The sequence below is a fragment of the Acuticoccus kalidii genome (assembly GCF_021556395.1).
GTDB classification, from domain to species: domain Bacteria; phylum Pseudomonadota; class Alphaproteobacteria; order Rhizobiales; family Amorphaceae; genus Acuticoccus; species Acuticoccus kalidii.
Genome location: NZ_JAKGCS010000027.1, coordinates 1 through 15,312 on the forward strand (window position 1 = coordinate 1; position 15,312 = coordinate 15,312).

Here is a 15,312-nt window from a genome sequence, read left to right on the forward strand (position 1 = left end):
ACATCTGGGCTTACGTCCGCGACGACCGGCCGTTCGGCGGGAGGGCGCCTCCAGCCGCGCTCTACTATGCTTCGCGCGATCGGCGGCAGGAGCACCCCGAGCGCCATCTGCGCGGCTTCGCCGGCATTCTCCAGGCCGACGCCTACAGCGGGTACAACACGCTCTACGATCCGTCGCGCGCCGAGGGCGCGGTCACGCCGGCGCTGTGCTGGGCGCACGCGCGGCGTCCGTTCTTCGAACTCGCCGACATCGCCGCGCGGGTCCGGCGCGACGGCCGAGCGCCGGTCATCTCGCCGGTCGCGCTGCAGGCCGTCCGGCGCATCGACGCGCTGTTCGACATCGAGCGCACCATCAACGGCCTCGACGCGGCGGAGCGACTGCGGGTGCGACAGGAGGTGAGCGCGCCGCTCGTATCAGACCTCCAGGCGTGGTTACGCGAGGAACGCGCCCGCCTGTCGCGATCGGCCGCCGTCGCCAAACCGATGGATTACATGCTGAAGCGCTGGGACCGCTTCGCCGGCTTCCTCGAGGACGGCAGGATCTGCATCACGAACAACGCGGCCGAGCGGGCGCTCCGGGGATTTGCCCTCGGCCGCAAGGCGTGGCTCTTCGCCGGCTCCGAGCGCGGCGCCGACCGCGCTGCCGCCATGGCAACGCTGATCGCCACAGCGAAGCTCAACGACGTCGATCCGCAGGCCTGGCTCGCCGATGTACTCATCCGGATCGCCGCGATGCCGCAGGGGCGTCTCCACGAGCTGCTGCCATGGAACTGGAAGGGGCCGGCGTCCTCCGCCGAAACCACCTGAGCCATAGCCGCGATCCACAGTACCCGCGGCCCTCACCGAATGCTTACAGTTCGTCGACATCGCCACCCCGCAAGGTTCGTCGGTCGCCGAAGAAACACTGCGGGGCATCGCGGAGCTCTACGCGGTGGAAGAGAGGATCGGAGGCAAGCCGCCCGACGCGCGAGCCAACATCCGGCAAACCGAGATGAAGCCGCGCTTCGATGCGCTCGTGGCGTTCCGGACGACAGCGCTCCGGCAGGTGTCCGGCAAATCCTCGCCGCGTCGAGTGGCATTACATTGCCCCCGGCAAGCCGACGCAGAACGGGTTCGTCGAGAGCCTCAATGGCCGGTTCCGAGACAAGTGCCTGAACGAGCACCTCTTCCGCAGCCTGCCGGCTGCTCGCCGCCTCATCGAGGAATGGCGGGTCGACTACAATCACGACCGCCCGCACACCAGCCTGGGCGGCCTCACCCCGAACGAGTTTGCAACCCGGTCCCGACGGGACTACAACACGAACAGAGTCCAGCTATGAGCGGGGACACTTCGAGGGCAACGTCATCACCGATCTCGACGCGCTGATGCCTTGGCACTTCGCCGCCTCAGCCCGCTGACGGATTACCGCCCGTCAAGGTCGACTACGCCGGACGCTTACGACGAAGGGATCGAGCTGAGAATTACCCGCTCAACAGCTGCCGCGTCGGCCAAAGCGGCAGGCATCGGCCCCTGTGATCTACCTGCGGCCATCGTCGTACCGCGGTACCGCGCATCTCATCCTGAGGGCCGCCCTGGCCGTGCCGGATCACCTTCAGAAGGCCGCCGCGGCGCTGGCCAGCGACTGCTTAATCGTCGCGGATCAGTTTGCCATTTTTAGGATCGAGCAGCATTTCCCGATCGCCTGACGCGGTATCGATTTCGATTTCATACAGCAGACGCCCATCCTCTTCTTCGAGCGAAAGCTCTACGATCTGCCCCCCAGCCTCGGTCTCGGCCTTCGTAATGTTCGCGCTTAAACTGGCACTGATCTGCTGAGCGGCAGCAAGCCGATTTTCGTCGAACCAGCCCCGCCAGGTGCCTTCTATGGTCTTTTCATTGGCGGAAAGAACCTCTCCGCTCATAGCGTCGACCTTCACCTCCTGGATCATCTCGCCAACGACGACATCGATCTCCCAGACGAGCGTACCCCCCTCGCTCTCCAGCTCGGCTTCAAGAATGCCGCCATCAACCTGGGCTTTGGCGGCGTCCAATGCTGCAGCGATACTGATACGGATGTCTGTGCTCGTCGTCGCAGTCTGAGCGAGCGCAACAGGACTGACGAGGATCGCTGCTGCGATTAGAGTATTGCGGAACACGGCCATTCGCCTTCCCCCTTCGGAATTGCTCATGAAAACAACCGCCAAATGAGATCTTTGGTTTCAACACGGCTGGGTAGGCGGTGCAGCAACGGTGCCCTTCTCGTCAGAACCGCCGCCGATCGCCTCGAAGTGCAACGGGTTCAGCTCGAGAATAATCTGCAGGGTATCATGCTCCCACTCATACCGGATGTTGCCATCCAACTGCATGCGTACGGTCATATCCAGCAGACGTGCGCCAAAGCCGCCGGCCACAGGCTGCTGCGATTGACTCAGGCCGGATGCGTGCTCGATCCACTTAAGTCTGAAGCGATCGTTATGGCGATCGCACCGGATCGAAAGTTGACCCGCTGGATTACCCAATGCACCGTATTTGGTGGCATTGGTCGCAAGCTCGTTGAACACCAGGGCCAACGGGGTGACGGCAGCGGGCAAAAGCTGCGGATTGTCGCCGCCGATATCCAGACGGCTGGACTGGTTGCCGAGGCTCGGGCTAACCAACGTGGCAAGCAATGCGTGCAGATCCGGTGCGGATAGCATCGCTTCACCGTCGTCCGCCGTTTTCAGAACAGTCAGAGCATGGGCGGTGGCCAAACCATTCAACCGGGCCTGAACGGATCGAGCCAGTTCCTCTGGGGTCCGCGCCTCGGGTAGGCTGAGCCGAATCATGGCGTCGGCTAGCGCAAAGACGTTCTTGATCCGATGCAGCATCTCTTCCAACAGAAGCTGCTGCTGTTCGTGGGCGCGATGCTGCTCGGTGATGTCACGGGCGATCTTTGATGCCCCCACGATAGCGTCGTTGTCGTTGCGCAGCGGGGAAACGGAGAGTGAGATATGGATCTCTTGACCGTCCTTGCGCCGCCTGATTGTCTCATAATGATCGATCCGATCTCCACGACGAATGCGGTCAAGAATCTCTGGCTCCTCATTATGGCGTTCCGGCGGAATGAGAAGCGTCACTGGCTGCCCGATCACCTCTTCCGCTGAATAACCAAAAATCCGCTCGGCACCCCGGTTCCAGCTGGTGATGACCCCATTCAGATCCTTGGTGAGGATGGCGTCGTCGGAGCCTTCGACGATCGCCGCCAGCTGCTGATAGGCCCGATTGAGATCGGCCTGCGACGCCCCCGTCGAGACATTAGTCTGAGGAGACGTCTTACTGCTCAGCTCCACCAAACGACGGGTCATACTTATTCCATCGACGAACGCCGTTCCGCACGGCGGTAATTTTCTTAATCAAAGCGAAAATGACGCCCCTGTCATCTCTCAAAAAATTACAGCTTGAGCCGAGAGGATATATCACGATCGCATGGCGTAGCACCCGGGCAAGGTCTAGATGGTTGCCCGATCACGACCGCCGCCGCCATCCGCAAGGACATTGGCACTACGCCGGACAAGGCCAGCGGCGCATAGTCTCCCGGCTTTCCGCCCGACGCGGAGGATGCCGCGATGGAAGGACAGCTTGTTTGCTGAGCTGCAGAGGAAATTCGTAGCTTCCGAGGCGAACCACTACGCTCAGATCCACCTTAACCGATGGTGGCGTGGGTGCTGAACCGGAACCGGACGCTGCCGAGCTCGTTCGTCACTATACTCGTCAAATGCCCACGTAACCGACGACGAAGGCTAAACCGAGAAAAGGGCGACGCCATGTTTTTCCATGACTCCAGGTTGCAATACGAGGTTCGCGTCGACAATCCGAACCCGGTTTTCGCGAAGTACCTGCAACAGGCCATCGGCGGCGTCGAAGGAGAGATCCGGGTGGCGATGCAGTACCTGTTCCAGGCCATGGGGGCTCGGGGCCCGGTGAAGTATCGCGACATGCTCATGCAGACTGCGACCGAAGAGCTGTCCCACATCGAGTTCCTGGGCCACGCCGTGGCGTTGAACCTCGAGGGCGCGCCCGCGTCCATGCAGGAGGACGCGGCGAAGGACCCGGTCGTAGCCGCGATCCTCGGCGGACAAAACCCACGGCACATCTTGTCATCCGGCCTTTCGGCGATGCCGGTGAACTCCGTCGGCACGCCGTTCGACATGAGCCACGTCTATGCCACCGGCAACATCGGCGCCGACATGCTCGCCAACGCAACGGCCGAAGCTGGCGGACGCGTTCTTGCCTCGCGGCTCTACAATCTCACCGACGACGCGGGCATGAAGGACATGCTGTCCTTCCTGATCGCCCGCGATACAATGCATCAGCAGCAGTGGCTCGCCGTGATAGAGGAACTCGGCGGCTACAAGGCCGTGCTGCCGATTCCGAATTCGACGCCGCAGGAGCACGAGGCGATGGAGCACTCGTACTACTTCTGCACCACCTCGCTGGATAAGGATGCTCCCGAAGGGCGGTGGACGTCCGGCAAATCGCTCGACGGGAGGAGTAAGTTCTCAGTGCGCAAGGGCGAGCCGATGGGTCAGGAACCGAGCCTCGGGAAGGCGCGACCCGACTCCGCCGCGCAGTCCGAACAGATGTAGCGTCCGGGCGGCCCCCAGGACATAGGTGGTGTTCGCGACGCAACTAACCTTAAGGTTGATAAGGCTGGGCGATCCACCGACGCTGTGCTAGGGAATGATCAGGACATCCGTCCGGCCACGCCGGAGGAAGTGGGCGCAGACGCTGCCGAGAAGCGCTCGGCTGACGGCGCTCCGCGTCCGCGCCGAGAGGCCGATTAGGTCCGCTCCCGACTCCTCAAGTACAGTCTCGAGGACCGGGATGGGATGCCCCTCCCTGACGGCAACCACGTGGCGAGGGGCTGCAGCGCCTAACGCAGTCTCTATCGCCCGCCGAGCCTCTGTGGCCACCTCAGCACGATACACTTCGATCTCACGCGGGGAAATGCCAGCGTACGCCATGAACCCCTTCGCGACAGGATCGAAGGCGTTGACGAGTAGCAGCGCAGCGTCTCTGAACGCGTCCCTCTGCTCGACCGCGTCCACCACCATCGCCGCCGTTTCGGGCTCGACGCCCGCGACGATGGTGCAGTAGTGCTTCTCGACCGGCCGGCGCACAACCAGTAGCGGCGTCTTCGTGCAACGGGCGAGGCGTTCGATGGTGGTGTCGAGAAAAAGGTCCCGCACGGCCGAGTGACGATGATCGCCCGCCACGATCAGCGATGCGTCGCGCGCAGTCGCGACTGCCGGGAGGGTAGCGAACACGTCACCCTCTGCGACCTCGTAGGCTACGTTGCCGCTGGCGGCTCGTGCCACGTCGCGCAGCTCGGTCTCGGCTGCGGCTTTGGCGGCCTCGAGCATGTGAGGACTGACGTCCGCATCGACGACGTGGACGAGGGTGATGTCCTCAACGCTGGTGATCTGGCGGGCGCGTTCCAGCGCGAGCGCGGAGCGGGTCGAGAGGTCGGTCGCCACGATTATGGTCACGCGTCAGTCTCCGCTGTTGTCCGGGACGGTTCGCCTCCCCGGCGCTCCTCGTCGGCGGCCGTCATCGCGGCGACCGCCGCTATGGCCGCGTCCTTGAAAGGATGGAAAACGAGATCGACGCTAGCGAGGCCTGGATGGTCGGCGCCCGGGTCGCCGCGGCTCGTCAGCGCCATCCGTCCCTGGAATTTGTTCTCGCGCAGAGCGGAAAGGAGGCTGCCGACGGGATCGGCCTCTGTGAGGCGCATTGCGGTCGTCGGCACCGAGAGGACGACCCATCGTGCCGAGACCATCGGCAACTCGCTTAGGAATTCGTGATCGGTGACGTCGCCGTAGCGGACGCGAATCCCTCTGCCGCTCCATCCGCGAACGATCCGAGGGTCGAGATCGACGGCGAGGACGCGGTAGCCTTCGTCTTCGAGCCGGCGATAAAGCTGGAGCCCGAAGCGACCGAGCCCGAAGAGGATGACATCGTAGACAGGCCCCTCCTCGCTGCCGTGCTCGCTGAAGGCGCCCCGCCTAATGCCGTCGACCCGACGCAGCGCCTCACCGAGGATCTCTGCGAGCTGGTGCGAGTAGGTGATCATGTAAACGGAGAGCGCGATGGTGACGACACCGACGAGGGTGACGAGGCCGACGGCCGCCTCGTCCACATGGCCGAGCGAGAGGCCCATCGCCATGAAGATGAGGGAAAACTCCGAGATCTGCGCGACCGTGAGGCCGGCGAGGAACCCGGTGCGGGCGCGGTAGCCCATGGCGGCCATGATGGCGAGGACAATGAGAGGATTGCCGACGAGGACGAAGATCGAGAAGGCGGCCGCTCGCCCGATATCGCCACTGAGCGTGGAGAGGTCGAGCATCGAACCGATGGAGAGGAAGAAAAAGAGGAGGAGGAAGTCCCGCATAGGCGCGAGGCGGGCCGACAGCATGTCGCGGTAGGAGGTGGAGCCGAGGGAGACGCCGGCGACAAGGCCGCCGAGCTCCTTGCCGAAGCCGACGAAGTCGCCGGTGGCGGCGGCCGCCGCAGCCCATCCCATAGCGAAGATGACGATGAGTTCGGGCGTGCGTGCGAAGCGCTCCATCAGCGGTTCAGCGGCGAAGCGAACGAAAACGACGAGGGTGAGTAGCGCGCCTACCATGCCGGCGACCACACGCACGACATCGCCGAGCCCGGCGCCCTCTGCGCCGATGCCGAGCGTCGAGAGGACCACCATGGCGATGACAACGACGATGTCCTGGACGATGAGGAAGCCGAGCGCGATGCGACCGTGGAGCGTCTCGAGCTCGCGTTTGTCGGACAGGAGCTTCACGACGATGATGGTCGAGGAGAAGGTGAGCGCGACGGCCACGTAAAGGCTCGTTACTGTGTCGAGGCCTAGCGCGATGCCGATGAGAAAACCGATTGCTGCGGTGAAGATCACCTGGCCGAGGCCGGTTGCGAGCGAGACGCCCCCGAGCGTTCGGATGAGCCGCCAGTCGAGCTTGAGGCCGACGAGGAAGAGGAGGAGCGCAATGCCGAGTTCGGCCAAGAAGTCGATTTGCGCAACGGTCTCCTCGTTCCGCTCAAAAAGCGACGCGGCGAGGATGCCGACTGCGATAAAGCTGACAATCACGGGTTGGCGAAGAAGTGCGCCTAGGAAGCCGACTGCGGAAGCAATGAGGAGTAGGCCCGCCATTTCATAGAATACAATTTCACTCATGGCGACCCGATCTGCGGTCAAAGAGTCGAAAAGCGCAGCCGTCCCCTAAGTCATCGAGGGAACGATCCGAAATTTCAATGCTATAACGATGCAAGTGCATTATCGCCACCCGCGGGGCCCCGCATTAAGCCCACCTTATCATTCGCCTAGCCGGCCGAACGACGCAACTTCGCTCGGTTCGCACGAACGTGGCAAGTGAAGCGAGCCGGGGACGGGCAGGTAAGCGCGGGCTCCTGCGTCAGACCGTTTCGTATCCGCGTTGCAGCTTGCGGCGCGCGAGCTCGCGCAACGCATCGAGAGCGTTGCCGGCCGACGGGTACAAGTCATGCCGAAGCCGGCCGCCACGAACCGATTCGGCCCATGCGTCGAAGACGGGTGCGCTGAAGGAACAGCGCGTAGAAGCGACTTGTTGGCGCAGATGAAGATCCGTAGGGAAGAGATCGAGTTGGACCGTCACTGGGCCTCCTCGCGAGTGATCGTCGACCGGGCAGCAGGGAAGTAACGATAGATCTCCGGTGAAGACACCATGCGCTTGGCGACGTTGCCCACGATGATGGTGTCGGCGGAAAGCAGCGCACGCGCCATTTTGAGATCGTCATCGCTCATTGCCCGCGGCCGACCGCTCTTGCGACCCCTCACCTTAGCAGCGTCCCGGCGCGGGTCCGCTCGCGGATAACGCAAGGCTCGAACTCGGCGAGCGCACTGAAGATATGGAAGATCAGCCTGCCGTCAGAGATCGTGGTGTCGATCGCTTCGGCCATGGAACGAAAGCTGATGCCTTCGGTCTCGAGGCCTTCGGGGAGCCGTTTCATGGAGCGCGCCAAGCTTCCAGACAACAAGTGCATCGCCCTTTTTCCTGCAGCCCGATTACAGCGGCGCCGGCGAGATCTGGCGCCATGTCGCCGACCAGCTCCGCACCCGCTGGCCAAAACTCAGGGCGCTGATGGACGAGGTCGAGCACGAGATCCTCGCCTACGTCGCCTTCCCACGAGGAGAGCATCGTGCGCCTCATCGGCGCCGTGCTCCTCGAGGCCAGAGACGATTGGCAGCTCCAGCAAAGCTATATGCAGATCGAGGCGATGCCCAAGCTCGATGCGCTGCCGGCCGACGCTCCCTCACTCATCTCCACCGCCAATGCCACATGGCCACCTTCGCTACACCCCGATTCTCCACCTCATTGAGGGACGAGACCCACGGGCTGAGCGGTTCACGCACAGCCAAGGCAACTGCATGTTAGGCTGGGTGTGACGTCATCGAATGAATTTGGCGGTAGTTGACGGGCGCGGAGGAGACTCCGTCGAGGCGGCGCGGGGGGCTCGCTCTATGATACTGGATTATGCCACGCTGACGGTGGGGGGAGCTTTGGTGGCGCTCATCTGCGGCTTTCTCCTGATTGCCGCTTGGACGCAGTACGATGATAGCCGCATCGCTGTCAGCTTCGGAGCCTCCCACATCCTCGGCGGAGGCGCGATTGCACTTCTCGCTTTAGCGGAGCTTCATGCAGCTGTACCTGTCGCGCTCGCCCAACCAGCTTTCGTGCTGGCGGCGCTCCTCGTACTTTTTGGAGTTCTTGCCTTTGACGGTCGGCGGATCTCGCTTGGCCTCTGGGGCGCAGCCATCGCGGCCGTCGTTCTCAGCTTTGTCGTGAGCCACCTGGATCCGGACCGTGGCCACGCCCGCATTCTGCAGCTTTCGATCGTGACCGCCACGTTCGCGGCAGCCGCCACGATGCTTCGACTGAAGCGGGATGGCCTACGGGCTCGGGTGCCGCTGGCCGCCCTGTTGATGCTGCATGCCGTCATGAATGCCGTCGGACTTGCCGAGGCAATTCTTCAGGACGCGATCCCCTCGGGGATCGCATCTTTTTCCAACTGGTACGGGGCGGTCCACGTCGAATCCATGATCTACTTCATCGGCACGACGCTGTTCGTCGTGACCTTGCTGAAGGAGCGGAGCGAATCGGGCCATCAGGTCGCTTCGCTCACGGATCCGCTCACGGGCCTGCCCAACAGGCGTGCGTTCCTTGCCGCGAGCGAACGGATGTTGGCCCGCCGCCAGCGAACCAGCGCGCCCTTGAGCGTTCTTGCCATCGACCTCGACCGCTTCAAGGGCGTGAACGATACGTTCGGCCATGCGGTAGGCGACAAGGTTCTGATGGTCTTTGCAGCCGTTGCAAAGGAGCACCTGAGGCCGGACGACATTGTCGCCAGATTTGGCGGAGAAGAGTTCGCCGTTCTCCTTCCCGAGGCGAACGCAAGGCAGGGGTGTGAGATTGCGGAGCGTCTCCGCTCCTCGTTCGCGGCGGCGGCGAGCCGCGTCGATGGACACGACGTCGGAGCGACATTCAGCACTGGCCTAACATTGATCGTCGGGGCTGAAGCATCGATCTCCGACGCGCTTGAGGAGGCCGATGCTGCGCTGTATCGGGCGAAGCTGAACGGCAGGAACCGGATCGAGATCGCGTCCAGAGAGCAAAGGATGCGTCTGGTGATCTAGGTCGTGAACCCTCACCGCGGCGACGGGTGAAGTCCAAGCTGGATGGGGATCGCCAACGACGTATTCGCGAGAGCGTCGGCGCCACGCGCTATGGAGCACATCGGCTATGGCCGCTATTTCGAGGGTGGGCGCGGGCGATAGCGCGGCAGGGACCACGCCCACCGGATCGCGGCGAAGCGGATGGCCGCGGCTGCGAGGAAGCCGATCGTCAGCGCGCCCTCGCGTCCGAGGCCCAGCTTTGTCAACGCCACAAAAAGGGCCGCCCCCGTCAGCGCCGCCGTCACATAGACCTCTCGCCGCAACACCACCGGGCTCTCACCGCCGAGTATGTCGCGGATGATCCCGCCGAACGTCGCGGTCACGACCCCCATCGCCACGGCAACGGGCGACGCGGCACCCGCCAGCAAGGCGATCTCCGCGCCCGAGACGGAAAACAGCGCCATTCCGATCGCGTCGCACCAGAGCAGAACGGTGTACCGCGAGGCGGGGATCTGCGCGGCGAAGAAGGCGGCCAGCGAGACCGCTGTGCAGACCAGCAGATAGACCGGCTCTCGGATCCAGAACACCGGAAGCTGCCCCAGGAGGACATCGCGCAGACTGCCGCCGCCAACGCCGGTCACCGTGCCCAGCAGGATGAACCCGACGACATCCATCTGCTTTCGCGAAGCGACCAGGCTGCCCGAGACGGCGAAGACGACGATTCCGAACCAGTCGAGCGCCTGGGCGAACGTGTCGAACGTGTTCACCGCGCGGCTCTACGACAGGGCTGGTCGATAACCGACGCACCGGCCCAGTTCGATCCGCCCCGGAGGGTGTCGACGCTCCCCATCACCGCCGCCTCGCCTCGCTTCACGCTCGAACGACGATAGCAGCGCCGGGCCGAACCCGCTCGTGCAGATGAATGACGTCTTGGTTCAGCAGGCGCACGCAACCAGAAGAAACGGCCTTGCCGATGGTCCAGGCCTGTCCAGTCCCGTGGATCCGGTAGAGGGTGTCCGTGTTTCCCTGATGAATGTAGAGCGCTCTCGCGCCGAGGGCGTTGTCGATCCCCGGGGGCTGCCCGTGGCGCCATTTCTCGAGTTCGGGCTCACGTTCGATCATCGCCGCTGGCGGGGTCCAGATAGGCCATTCGCGCTTGTAGGCAATATGGGCGCGCCCAGACCAGGAAAAGCCCGCGCGGCCGATGCCGACCCCGTAGCGCGTGGCCGTGCCGTTCTCGCCCACATGATACAGGTAGCAGGCGGAGATTTCCACGATGACGGTCCCCTCGGGCTCGCTCGTCGCATAGTCCACCACCGCCCGGTAGTAGCTGGGATCGAGCTGGCCGAGATCGACCGCCGGCACCGGAAACTCCTCCTCCGGCATTGCGCGATACATGGCGAGCGCCCGTTGCGTGACGGGTGTGGGAACCGGCGACGATGCCTCAGGCGAGAGGGGTGCGCGCATCGCGCAGCCGGCGGCCGGCACGGCGATAAGGCCGGCCAGAAACAGTCGGCGACTCAGGGATTCAGAGGTTCGTTCCACTACAGCCTTCCAGAGGTGACGCATGGCTCACATGCGTGCCCCCTCTGTCATCGGCCTGAGAGTTTCGCAGTCTGCAGTCGCAGACCTGCTTACACCGTCGGCGGGAGCCTGCGCTCCTCTTTCCAGAGTGTTGTTCGACGAGCGGTCCGGTGGCCTGAGAGTTTCCGGGGCGGTTGCTCCTTCGGCGGCCGGCAACGCCGACACTCTCCCGCTCGTCGCGCCCTCCGTAGCGGGTCCTGGCCGGGTCCGGAACCCCGCTCGTCACACCTTCCGGCCGTCGGAAGGCAGTGTGCTATAATGGCCACAGTTCTCAGGGCGGTGAGCCGCCAAGGGCGGGCCCCGTGCCCCTGCGACCCTACCGGCCTCGGGGCAGTCGCGCAGGCGGCGGAAGGAAAGGTGGCGTCCGCGCCGTTCGGTCGGACCGATCTCCCCTGTTACCGATCCGGACACCTTGGCGCCGGTCGGTTTCACACACGGCAACGCGGTATCGTTATCCATCGCGGCACGAACATCCATCGCTCTGCGCGCTGGCGGCCGTGCCCGCCTTGCCAGGCTCGCTCCACCGGGTGCGACAGCGATGAGGAGAGGCTCGTTTCCGGCGGAAGAGCGCCGCAGGCGCTCCACGCGACGCGCCAGATTCACTTGATCAATTCCGAAGGTTCAACTACCGGTCCAAGGACGTCGTGGCGATGTTGGAATGGAGCGCGACTTTGACCTGTGAGTCTACGCCAACAGCGCCGTCCTCGACTTCTCGCGTCCGGGCAAGCCGACGGACAATGCCTTCATCGGACCTGCCGCGGCGAACACGGTTGGGCCACCAGGATTTTCATGGTGAACGTCGTTCGATGTGGGACGGTCCCTCAGCGTTGCGCCGGTTCAGTACGGTGTGCCCTTTGTCTGGCGCTGCGTCCGGGCCGCGTCAGCCCACCACGCAAGATCGGCGGCGAAGCGCGGAAAGGCCTGTGCCAGAGCAGCTCCGCCGTCGCCGATAGGCTGCCCATCGGCGTCCTGAACTCATGGTGAGGGATTCCCTCCGAGTATCGAGCGTGATTCAAGCTCCCTGTCAGGTGGGAGTTTGTCGTGGCGCGGTACGATCTGAGCGAAGTGGAGTGGTCCATCATCGAGCCGCTGCTGCCGCCGGCACCGCCCGGCAAGCAGCGGGTGGACGACCGGCGTGTCCTGAATGGTATCTTCTGGGTCCTGCGCACCGGCTCGCCCTGGCGCGATCTTCCGGCTCGGTACGGACCGTCGACGACGGTCTACAACCGCTTCAACAGGTGGGCGAAGCGTGGGGTGTGGCTTGCTGTGTTCGAGGCGCTGGCCCGCGAGGAGCCGGCCGCGCTCCAGCTGATCGACAGCTCCATCGTCAAAGCGCACCAGCACGCCGCTGGCGGAAAAAAGGGGGCCCGGATCACGCCATTGGCCGTTCTCGTGGAGAGATTGACGACCAAGATCCACGCCGTCGTCAACGAAGAGGGGCTGCCGATCCGGTTCGTCATCACGCCCGGTCAGGCCTCGGACAAGACCACAGCGCCTTTGCTTCTCGATGGCTTGGCTCTTGCGCCCGATATCGTCGCCGATCGGGGCTACAGCGCGAAGGCGCTTATCGACTGGTGCGCTGCGCGCGGGGCGACCGCGCACATTCCAAGCCAGCGCAACGTCCGCGTCATCCGCACCGTCGCGCCTCACCTTTACCGGCTGCGCAACCTCGTCGAGCGCTACTTCAACAAGCTGAAGCACTTCCGCCGCGTCGCCACGCGCTTCGACAAGCTCGCCAGCAACTTTATGGCCGCCGTTGCCTTGGCATCCACCCGCCTATGGCTTCGGCACCATGAGTCCACGACCTAGGGCGTGGCCGATATCGCCCACGGCGAGCGTGCTCGAAATGACGACCATCCCCATTTCCGATAGCGTACCGTGCCAGGCGAGCGCGGCGCGTGCGTCGGCGATGCGACCGGCCGAATAGCTGGCGATCGCCGCAGGCCGCCAAAACCATTCCTCAAGGAAATGGTCGGTCAGGTTCTTCAGTCCCGGCTGAACACCCCAATTGTTCACCGGTGACGAAGACGAAAGCGTCGGCGGAGTGGATCTTGCCAGCAAGCTCCTCCAGCGTGGGAGGCGCTTCGCCGGCGGAGTCCTCCTTGTACATGCGGTCGAGCATCGGCAAATCGAGCGCTTTGGCATCGATCAGTTCGGCATCGGCGCCGAATTCGGTCAACGCATCGACGAGATACCGCGCGAGGCGAATTCCCTGCCGGTCGGCGCGGTACGAGCCGTACAGGACGAGGATGCGCTCGGCCATGGTGCATCTCCTTGCGCGCCCAATGGTAGGGCAGGATCGCATCCCGGCCCACTGACATGTCGTCAACCCCGAATGAATGCCAGCAGATCTGACCTACCTGTATTCTTCGGACCACGCTTAGCGTGAGATCGAGGGCGCGCCAGCTTGCCGTAGATCGGCCCGCGCAAATCCTCGAGCCTGGCGGTGAGCCCGGCCCTGCGAAGCTCCTGCGGCTTCGCCCATTCGGCCGAGCCGTGGCTCGTGCGTTTGGGCTTGTGGCCGATGGCCGGGACCGCCACGACGAAGAAGGCCGCGACGCCGGCGAGGATGATGAGACCCGTCCGGAAGGGCTCGCCAAACCGGCCAACGGTCCACGGGGCGTGCTCGAAGAGCGTTCCGAACCCGACATCGGCGATGTCGCCGCCGATGCGCCAGGTCGTGTAGCCACCGGCAGCGAGCACCCCCAGCATGAGCCCGACGGCGAGCCCGATCAGCGCGAGGACGAGAACGTCGCGTGCGGTCTTTCCCACGAGGTCCGCCCCTAAAGCCCGCGTCCTCCATCTCTCTCGCGCGCTTTGCGGGCGGCGTTCTTTCTCTGCTGCTCGTCGCGCTCCCGCCGGTCGGTCTCGGCTCGCTGCGCCTCGGTGTCCCTGTCGGTTCGGGCCTTATCCGCCTCTGCCGCCGCGCTGCGCGCGGGCGGTGACGTGGTACGGATCCCGGGCCCAGCGTCGACGGCCGGCCCGCTGCGGGCTTCCTCGCGTGCCGTCTGATAGACGGCGGTGATCTCCCTGTGCATACGCTGCAAGGCGCGATCGCGCTGCTCGCGGGTTTCCTCGCGGTCGCCGCGCAGGCTTCGCGAAAGCTCGCGCTCGCGCGCCTCGGCCGCGCCATACTGGTCCGCGAGGGCCTTGGATGGTGGCCCGCCCGAATAGCGCTCCACCGTCGCCTCGCCGTTGAGACCGTATCTCTCGGCGATCCGGCGCACCTCGACATCGGCCGCCTCTTTGAGCGCCGCGCTTTGCGCATCGGTGCCGGCGAGGCTCTGATAGCGCCCAGGCGCGGCAGGTCGCTGGAAGTCACGATACTGGCCGTCCCGCATATAGGGCGCCGCCTCGGCCTTGAGGCTCGCCACCTGCCGCATCAGCCGCACGCGCTCCGCACCGCCCGGCAGATCGGCGATCCCCTCGTCCATCCGGTCGAACCGTGATTGCGTCTCGATGCGCGCCTGGTCGAGCTTCTGGCTCATCGTGGCGATCTCCTCCCGGCTGATCCTCGTGTGCGGGTCCTGCCGCTCGGATAAGGCCTTTCCATGTTCGATCGTGGCAGAGACACGACGCAGGGCCTCCGCCATCTCCGGCGCGTCGCGCTCCAGCATCGTCGCCTCGGCCGCAAACCGCCGGGCGTAATGGATGATCGCGGCCGCGGCTCGGATTGCCGAAACCTCGGAGTGAGCGGGCGCCACCGGTGTGCGCCCCTCCTTTGAAGCACGGCGGAACTCGGCGTCAGGAACGGTCCGCTCGTGAACGCCTCGGGTGTACCGCGGCGTCGCCTCGAGGTCGATCCCTTCCCCCTGCCCTACCGTCACGGCGAGGTCTCGCATCGCCTGATAATTGAACTCGCTGCGCTTGGAGACCTTCAGCCACGTCCCGTTGTCGAGGCCGCGTCGATGCACGACGACATGGATATGCGGGTGGTCACGGTCGGTATGGAACGCCGTGTAGTAGTCGAAGCTGTCGCCGCCATAGGCGCCGGAGCCGAACATCTCCTCGGCCCACGCGCGGCCGGCTCTCTCGGCCGCCGCCTCGTC

Annotated in this window: 16 protein-coding genes, 3 pseudogenes and 1 riboswitch; of the genes and pseudogenes, 7 read left to right on the top strand and 12 right to left on the bottom strand. The window is 64.5% G+C overall.

The features are described from left to right. The 3 genes and pseudogenes from tnpC to L1787_RS17935 all read left to right on the top strand — a co-directional run. A partial coding sequence (gene tnpC, locus L1787_RS17930; RefSeq protein WP_235706442.1) for an IS66 family transposase occupies positions 1 to 806 on the top strand: 806 nt, incomplete at its 5' end. Positions 807 to 912: 106 nt separating this feature from the next. Continuing rightward, positions 913 to 1,011, top strand: a pseudogene (locus tag L1787_RS26120) (hypothetical protein); the annotation flags it as partial. Positions 1,012 to 1,060: 49 nt separating this feature from the next. Next, a pseudogene (locus L1787_RS17935) lies at positions 1,061 to 1,318 on the top strand (integrase core domain-containing protein); the annotation flags it as partial. 307 nt (positions 1,319 to 1,625) lie between these two features. Here L1787_RS17935 and L1787_RS17940 read toward each other — a convergent pair. Together L1787_RS17940 and L1787_RS17945 are read right to left on the bottom strand one after the other, a co-directional pair. Continuing rightward, a complete protein-coding gene (locus L1787_RS17940) occupies positions 1,626 to 2,141 on the bottom strand; it encodes a PepSY domain-containing protein (protein WP_235710494.1) in 516 nt (171 codons plus the stop codon). A 57-nt stretch (positions 2,142 to 2,198) separates the two neighbouring features. Beyond that, positions 2,199 to 3,323 carry a sensor histidine kinase gene (locus L1787_RS17945; RefSeq protein ID WP_235710496.1) on the bottom strand — a complete coding sequence of 375 codons (1,125 nt, stop codon included), beginning with the start codon at positions 3,321 to 3,323 and terminating at the stop codon, positions 2,199 to 2,201. 459 nt (positions 3,324 to 3,782) lie between these two features. On the opposite strand from L1787_RS17945, the gene L1787_RS17950 reads away from it, so the two are divergent. Next, a complete protein-coding gene (locus L1787_RS17950) occupies positions 3,783 to 4,604 on the top strand; it encodes a manganese catalase family protein (RefSeq protein WP_235710497.1) in 822 nt (273 codons plus the stop codon). A gap of 87 nt (positions 4,605 to 4,691) precedes the next feature. On the opposite strand, the gene L1787_RS26125 is transcribed toward L1787_RS17950, so the two are convergent. The 5 genes from L1787_RS26125 to L1787_RS17975 all read right to left on the bottom strand — a co-directional run bounded on the left by L1787_RS26125 (position 4,692) and on the right by L1787_RS17975 (position 8,016). Continuing rightward, the gene (locus L1787_RS26125) at positions 4,692 to 5,507 is read right to left on the bottom strand and encodes a universal stress protein (RefSeq protein WP_235710499.1); all 816 of its coding nucleotides are present in this window, start codon (positions 5,505 to 5,507) and stop codon (positions 4,692 to 4,694) included. Continuing rightward, a complete protein-coding gene (locus tag L1787_RS17960; protein WP_255720624.1) occupies positions 5,504 to 7,204 on the bottom strand; it encodes a cation:proton antiporter in 1,701 nt (566 codons plus the stop codon). Before L1787_RS17960 ends, L1787_RS26125 begins: the two co-directional genes overlap by 4 nt. A gap of 238 nt (positions 7,205 to 7,442) precedes the next feature. Next, on the bottom strand, positions 7,443 to 7,661 hold the full coding sequence (locus L1787_RS17965; protein WP_235710501.1) for a hypothetical protein: 219 nt from the start codon (positions 7,659 to 7,661) through the stop codon (positions 7,443 to 7,445). Next, positions 7,658 to 7,810, bottom strand: coding sequence for a hypothetical protein (locus tag L1787_RS17970; RefSeq protein WP_235710502.1), 153 nt, complete (start codon positions 7,808 to 7,810; stop codon positions 7,658 to 7,660). Before L1787_RS17970 ends, L1787_RS17965 begins: the two co-directional genes overlap by 4 nt. A 29-nt stretch (positions 7,811 to 7,839) precedes the next feature. Further along, positions 7,840 to 8,016, bottom strand: coding sequence for a recombinase family protein (locus L1787_RS17975; protein ID WP_235710503.1), 177 nt, complete (start codon positions 8,014 to 8,016; stop codon positions 7,840 to 7,842). A 189-nt stretch (positions 8,017 to 8,205) separates the two neighbouring features. On the opposite strand from L1787_RS17975, the gene L1787_RS26240 reads away from it, so the two are divergent. Both L1787_RS26240 and L1787_RS17985 read left to right on the top strand, forming a co-directional pair. Then, a complete protein-coding gene (locus L1787_RS26240; RefSeq protein ID WP_439648299.1) occupies positions 8,206 to 8,385 on the top strand; it encodes a hypothetical protein in 180 nt (59 codons plus the stop codon). Between the two features lie 142 nt (positions 8,386 to 8,527). After that, the gene (locus L1787_RS17985) at positions 8,528 to 9,700 is read left to right on the top strand and encodes a GGDEF domain-containing protein (protein WP_235710504.1); all 1,173 of its coding nucleotides are present in this window, start codon (positions 8,528 to 8,530) and stop codon (positions 9,698 to 9,700) included. A 113-nt stretch (positions 9,701 to 9,813) separates the two neighbouring features. Here L1787_RS17985 and L1787_RS17990 read toward each other — a convergent pair whose 3' ends face one another. Beyond that, on the bottom strand, positions 9,814 to 10,446 hold the full coding sequence (locus L1787_RS17990) for a trimeric intracellular cation channel family protein (protein WP_235710505.1): 633 nt from the start codon (positions 10,444 to 10,446) through the stop codon (positions 9,814 to 9,816). Positions 10,447 to 10,549: 103 nt separating this feature from the next. Continuing rightward, complete coding sequence (locus L1787_RS17995) at positions 10,550 to 11,224, bottom strand: L,D-transpeptidase (RefSeq protein ID WP_369415111.1); 675 nt, start codon at positions 11,222 to 11,224, stop codon at positions 10,550 to 10,552. Positions 11,225 to 11,356: 132 nt separating this feature from the next. Beyond that, positions 11,357 to 11,445: riboswitch (glycine riboswitch) on the bottom strand. Between the two features lie 859 nt (positions 11,446 to 12,304). Between L1787_RS17995 and L1787_RS18005 the strand changes: the two genes are divergently transcribed. Further along, on the top strand, positions 12,305 to 13,072 hold the full coding sequence (locus tag L1787_RS18005) for an IS5 family transposase (RefSeq protein WP_235710507.1): 768 nt from the start codon (positions 12,305 to 12,307) through the stop codon (positions 13,070 to 13,072). Here the strand turns inward: L1787_RS18005 and L1787_RS18010 are convergent. From L1787_RS18010 to L1787_RS18020, 3 genes and pseudogenes are all read right to left on the bottom strand, one after another. Next, positions 13,070 to 13,526, bottom strand: a pseudogene (locus tag L1787_RS18010) (NADPH-dependent FMN reductase); the annotation flags it as partial. The gene L1787_RS18005 and the pseudogene L1787_RS18010 sit on opposite strands and share 3 nt — an antisense overlap. Before the next feature lie 62 nt (positions 13,527 to 13,588). Next, positions 13,589 to 14,035 (bottom strand): hypothetical protein, encoded by a 447-nt coding sequence (locus L1787_RS18015; protein ID WP_235710509.1) that lies wholly within the window; start codon positions 14,033 to 14,035, stop codon positions 13,589 to 13,591. A gap of 11 nt (positions 14,036 to 14,046) precedes the next feature. Beyond that, a partial coding sequence (locus L1787_RS18020) for a relaxase/mobilization nuclease domain-containing protein (protein WP_235710511.1) occupies positions 14,047 to 15,312 on the bottom strand: 1,266 nt, incomplete at its 5' end.

Bases quoted from the DNA above. Each gene is read 5' to 3' on its own strand.
- L1787_RS17940 (WP_235710494.1), bottom strand. From the start codon at position 2,141: ATGGCCGTGTTCCGCAATACTCTAATCGCAGCAGCGATCCTCGTCAGT.
- L1787_RS17945 (WP_235710496.1), bottom strand. From the start codon at position 3,323: ATGACCCGTCGTTTGGTGGAGCTGAGCAGTAAGACGTCTCCTCAGACT.
- L1787_RS17950 (WP_235710497.1), top strand. From the start codon at position 3,783: ATGTTTTTCCATGACTCCAGGTTGCAATACGAGGTTCGCGTCGACAAT.
- L1787_RS17960 (WP_255720624.1), bottom strand. From the start codon at position 7,204: ATGAGTGAAATTGTATTCTATGAAATGGCGGGCCTACTCCTCATTGCT.
- L1787_RS17970 (WP_235710502.1), bottom strand. From the start codon at position 7,810: ATGAGCGATGACGATCTCAAAATGGCGCGTGCGCTGCTTTCCGCCGAC.
- L1787_RS17975 (WP_235710503.1), bottom strand. From the start codon at position 8,016: ATGAAACGGCTCCCCGAAGGCCTCGAGACCGAAGGCATCAGCTTTCGT.
- L1787_RS17985 (WP_235710504.1), top strand. From the start codon at position 8,528: ATGATACTGGATTATGCCACGCTGACGGTGGGGGGAGCTTTGGTGGCG.